Genomic DNA, 4,707 nt, shown 5'->3' with positions numbered 1-4,707 from the left:
CGCGGACAACGCGCCCGCGGCGTACCTCCTCATCGCACCGATCGCGAGACCGAACTCGGGACCGCTCACCGCGCGTCCCTTCTCGGACAGCCAGCGCGTGAGCGGCCGGAGCTGGTGCTCGCGACCGGCCGGTGCCTCGGACAGGGCCGTCAGCACGGCCCAGCAGAGCTCGAACGTGGACACTGCCTCGCGAGGCAGCGGCACGTCGATGTCCACGACCTCGTGGCCGAGGTTGGCGAGGAGCTCCGAGGTCTCCTGCCACGCCGCTCGAGAGCTCGGGTCGACCTCACTGTCGGTGATCACTGGTGTGACGAAGCGACCGACCCTCAGCCGTCCGGGGTCTCGGTCACAGGCAGCCAGGAACGACCCGAGAGGAGGTGGCGCCCAGGAGGGATCACTGACTCGCCGACCCGCCATCACGTCGAGCAGGGCGGCAGCGTCGCGAACGGTGCGGGCCAGGGGGCCGGCCGTGGAGAGTCCGACCGGATCGCCGTACTTGGGGGCGGCGCTGATCCGGCCGCGCGTCGGCTTGAGGCCGACCAGCCCACAGCACGAGGCCGGGATCCGGATGGAGCCACCGCCGTCCGAGCCCGGCGCCACGGGCACCAGGCCGGCAGCCACGGCCGCGGCAGCGCCACCGGAGGAACCGCCGGCCGTGCGGCGGGGGTCCCAGGGCGTGACCGCCGGCGGGGCGACATCCGGTTCGGTGTAGCAGGGCGAGCCGAACTCCGGCGTGTTCGTCTTGCCGAGGCTCGGCAGGCCGGCGGCCTCGAGGGTGAGCACGACGTCGTCCGACTCATCGGGGACGAAGTCGGCGTAGGCCGCGGAGCCGAAGGTCGTGCGCACTCCCGCGGTCGGGTGCAGGTCCTTGATCGCGGTGGGCACGCCCCACAGCGGGCCGGCGTCGTCGGGGCGAGCGTGGTCCTGGAGTCGTCGCGCCTGCGCCCGCGCCCGGTCGGGGGTGGAGGTGACGAACGCCCCGACGGAGTCGGCGCGGGCGAGGTAGTGCTCGACCAGGTCGAGAGGGGTGACCTCGCCGCGAAGGACGAGGTCACCCTGCTCGAGGGCAGTCAGGTCATGGAGGGCGGCCACGTCGGTGACCGTACTCCGGCGTCAGGCAGCCGCAGGGGTGCTCTCGTGCGACACGAGGGCGTTGAGGGCGCCGACGAGACGCTCGAGGGCGGCGGCGTCGGCAAGGAGATCACCGTTGAGGGCGGACTCGCTGGCCACGACTCCCTCGACCACCTGGGCGCCGGCGATGGCTGCGGAGTGGCGAGCGTGCTCGTGCGACCACTTGCCGCCGTAGGGCGTGGGGGTCGCGCCCACGGCTGCGAAGGGCTTGCCCTTGATCGCGCCCTGACCGTAGGGGCGCGAGAGCCAGTCGATGGCGTTGTTCAGCACGGCCGGCAGGGTGCCGTTGTACTCGGGCGTGACGAACAGCAGGCGGTCGGCGGAGGCGACGGCCGCACGGAGGGCGACGGCGGCGGCCGGGGCCTCGGCGCCGTCGATCTCCTCGTTGTAGAACGGGACCTGGTCGAGGCCCTCGACGATCTCCAGCGAGACGCCCTCGGGCGCGTTGGCCACGAGGTGCTCGGCGATGCGCCGGTTGAGGGAGTCGGCCCGGAGGGAGCCGACCAGGACAGCGACACGAGTCTGCGTAGAGGTAGTCATGTGAGCGCAAACGGACCACGGTCCGGTTCTATTCCCGGGTCGGGGCGGACCGTAGGGTGAGCCCGTGCCCATCGAGCTTCCTCGTGCCGACCAGCAGCCGCAGGAACGCTCCGACGCGGCCCGCAATCGCGAGGCCCTGCTCGCCGCCGCCCAGCGACTGATCGACCACTGCGGGGTCGACGGGGTCACCATGGACGCTGTCGCGCACGAGGCCGGCGTGGGCAAGGGCACGGTCTTCCGCCGCTTCGGGAGCCGCGAGGGCCTGATGGCAGCCGTGCTCAACCGCTCGGAGACCGACTGGCAGGGATCGGTCATCGGCGGCCCTCCCCCGCTCGGCCCGCACGATGACCCGATGGCACGGCTGCTCGCCTTCGGACACTCGCGGCTGCGGCTCAACCTCGCGCACGCCGCGCTGATCCGCGGCGCCGGGCACACCGGGGCCCGGTCGTACGCCGCGGTGTCGTTCTCCGCGATGCACGTGCGCCACCTGCTCACCGCACTCGGCGTCGACGGCGACATCCCTCTGCTCGCCACGGCCCTGATGGCGCCGCTGGAGGTCGTCATCCTCGAGCAACAGGTCGACCACGAGCAGATCCCGGTGGGGCGGATCGAGGCTGCCTGGGACGACCTCGTGCGTCGCGTGGTCTGCGCCTGATCTCAGCGGTGGTGCTTGCGCAGGCCGAAGGTCAGCCCGTCGACGAGAGCACCCCAGGACGCCTCGATCACGTTGTGCCCGACTCCGACGGTGACCCACGACGACGCGCCGTCCGAGGTCTCGATCAGCACCCGGGTGATCGCGTCGGTGCCGTGGCCCTGGTCGAGGATCCGCACCTTGTAGTCGATGAGCTCGAACTTCGCGACCTCCGGGAAGGCCTGGCCGATGGCCGTCCGCAGGGCCGCGTCGAGGGCGTTGACCGGACCGTTGCCCTCGCCGGTCACGACGTAGCGGACGTCCTCGGCCACGAGCTTGACCGTCGCCTCGGACACCGCTTCCTCGCCAGGCCCGGCGTGGGTCAGGGTCTCGGTGATGACGCGCCACGACTCGACGTCGAAGTAGGAGGGACGGACTCCCTCGACCTCCTCGATCAGCAGCAGCTCGAAGGAGGCATCGGCCGCCTCGAAGGTGTATCCGGTTTGCTCCATCGCCTTGACCCGGTCGGTGACGCGGGCCACCAGCTCGCGGTCCTCTGGACTGTCCGTGAGGTCGAAGCCGAGCTCACGGCCCTTGAGCTCGATGGAGGCGCGACCGGCCATGTCCGAGACGAGCAGGCGCATGTCGTTGCCGACGTCGACCGGGTCCATGTGCTGGTAGAGGCTGGGATCGACCTTGATCGCCGACGCGTGCAGGCCTGCCTTGTGGGCGAAGGCCGACGTCCCGACATAGGGCTGGCGCGACGCCGGCGGGAAGTTGGTCACCTCGGCCACGGCGTGCGCGATGCGGGTGGCCTCGCGCAGCAGCCCGGTCGGCAGGACCCGGCGGTCCAGCTTGAGCTCGAGGTTGGCCACGACGGAGACGAGGTCGGCGTTGCCGGTGCGTTCGCCGTAGCCGTTGATGCAGCCCTGCACGTGGGTGGCGCCGGCGGCCACCGCGGCCAGCGAGTTGGCGACCGCGCAGCCGCTGTCATTGTGGGCGTGGATGCCGACGCGCGCTCCGGTCGAGGCGATCACATCGGTGACCACGTCCGAGACCCAGTCGGGCAGCATGCCGCCGTTGGTGTCACACAGGGCGACGACCTCGGCGCCGGCCTCCGTCGCCGTACGCAGCACCTCGAGCGCGTAGTCGCGGTTGTCGCGGTAGCCGTCGAAGAAGTGCTCGGCGTCGAGGAAGACCATCTGGCCCTCCGCGCGCAGGTGCGACACGGTGTCGCGGACCATCGCCAGGTTCTCCTCGAGCGTGGTGCGCAGCGCCAGCTCGACGTGCCGGTCGTGCGACTTCGCGACCAGGGTCACGACCGAGGCGCCACTGTCGCGCAGCGCCGCGACCTGCGGGTCGTCGGCCGCCCTGATCCCGACCCGACGCGTCGCTCCGAAGGCCGCGAGGCGGGCGTGCCGCAGGTCGAGCTCCTGGCTGGCGCGGCGGAAGAACTCGGTGTCCTTGGGGCTCGCGCCCGGCCATCCTCCCTCGATGAAGCCGACCCCGAGTCCGTCCAGCTGGCGCGCGATCGTCAGCTTGTCGGCGACGGAGAGGTTGAGCCCCTCCTGCTGCGCGCCGTCACGCAGCGTCGTGTCGTAGACGTGGAAGGAGCCCTGCAGGTCGAACGGCTGGGACATCGGATGAATCCTTCTCATCGGGGCTGGTCGGGGCACAAAAAAACCTCCCGGGGTCAGGAGGTTGGCGCGGCGGGAGACCCGTCGCGCTAGGCAATGATGATGGTGCCGGTGATGCGCATGCCCCCACTGTGCCACGGACTGCCGCAGCCGGAGTGAGATCGGCGCCCAGTCTCGGATCGCGGTCAGGGCTGGATCAGGGCTGGCTCAGGGCTCGAGCCAGGACGGCAGGCTGACGTCGGCGAACGGCCGGTCGTTGGCGGGCGACCAGTTCGGCCCCTGCGCGGACGCGGCGGCGCCGAGGCCGGTGGCGACGGCCACGGTCGCGACGACGGCGAAGAACCACACCAGCGGCCGGGCACTGATCGGGTGCGAGAGCCGGTGCACCGGGCCGCGCAGACGGCGACTCCCCGGTCCCCACCACATCGCGGCACCCAGCACGACGCCGATGACCCCGAGGCTGGTCAGCATCGCGGCGCCGACCGCGAAGCACAGCAGCGCCGCGGCCAGGCCGAGCCCGATGCTCCACGACACCAGCAGCAGCGCGCCCGGGATCGAGCGCACCGCATGCCAGGGCGCGGCCAGCAGCACCTGCACCCCGTCGTACCACTTGACGCCCCGCACCTGTCGCCGCTGGCCGGCCGAGCTCGCGGCCATCGAGCCACTACGGAGGACCCAGATCAACAGGGTCAGGGCCAGGACTGCGAGGTAGGGCGCCAGCGCGACGCCGGCACCGACGACGCCGATGCCCGCAAGGACCAGCACTCC

General features: G+C 71.8%; 5 protein-coding genes. 1 reads left to right on the top strand and 4 read right to left on the bottom strand.

Going from position 1 to position 4,707, the window contains the following annotated elements; all coding sequences use genetic code 11:
- Together RMO85_RS10340 and RMO85_RS10335 are read right to left on the bottom strand one after the other, a co-directional pair.
- Window positions 1-1,092: amidase (locus RMO85_RS10340; RefSeq protein WP_310528644.1), on the bottom strand; the 1,092-nt coding region annotated here is incomplete at its 3' end.
- 21 nt (window positions 1,093-1,113) lie between these two features.
- Window positions 1,114-1,671 (bottom strand): NAD(P)H-dependent oxidoreductase, encoded by a 558-nt coding sequence (locus RMO85_RS10335; RefSeq protein ID WP_310528643.1) that lies wholly within the window; start codon window positions 1,669-1,671, stop codon window positions 1,114-1,116.
- A gap of 64 nt (window positions 1,672-1,735) precedes the next feature.
- Here RMO85_RS10335 and RMO85_RS10330 point away from each other — a divergent pair, with 64 nt between their 5' ends.
- Window positions 1,736-2,326 (top strand): helix-turn-helix domain-containing protein, encoded by a 591-nt coding sequence (locus RMO85_RS10330; RefSeq protein ID WP_310528642.1) that lies wholly within the window; start codon window positions 1,736-1,738, stop codon window positions 2,324-2,326.
- 2 nt (window positions 2,327-2,328) lie between these two features.
- Here the strand turns inward: RMO85_RS10330 and cimA are convergent, their stop codons facing one another.
- Together cimA and RMO85_RS10320 are read right to left on the bottom strand one after the other, a co-directional pair.
- Complete coding sequence (cimA, locus tag RMO85_RS10325) at window positions 2,329-3,942, bottom strand: citramalate synthase (RefSeq protein WP_310528641.1); 1,614 nt, start codon at window positions 3,940-3,942, stop codon at window positions 2,329-2,331.
- 204 nt (window positions 3,943-4,146) lie between these two features.
- Window positions 4,147-4,707, bottom strand: a 561-nt coding sequence (locus RMO85_RS10320) for a hypothetical protein (RefSeq protein WP_310528640.1), incomplete at its 5' end; no start/stop codon positions are given.

This window comes from Nocardioides sp., from assembly GCF_031422975.1.
Lineage (GTDB): Bacteria > Actinomycetota > Actinomycetes > Propionibacteriales > Nocardioidaceae > Nocardioides.
This window is presented reverse-complemented; position numbering and strand designations above follow the sequence as displayed.

What these genes read in the sequence shown, in the direction of transcription:
- RMO85_RS10335 (WP_310528643.1), bottom strand. Translation starts at nt 1,671, where the DNA reads ATGACTACCTCTACGCAGACTCGTGTCGCTGTCCTGGTCGGCTCCCTC.
- cimA (WP_310528641.1), bottom strand. Translation starts at nt 3,942, where the DNA reads ATGTCCCAGCCGTTCGACCTGCAGGGCTCCTTCCACGTCTACGACACG.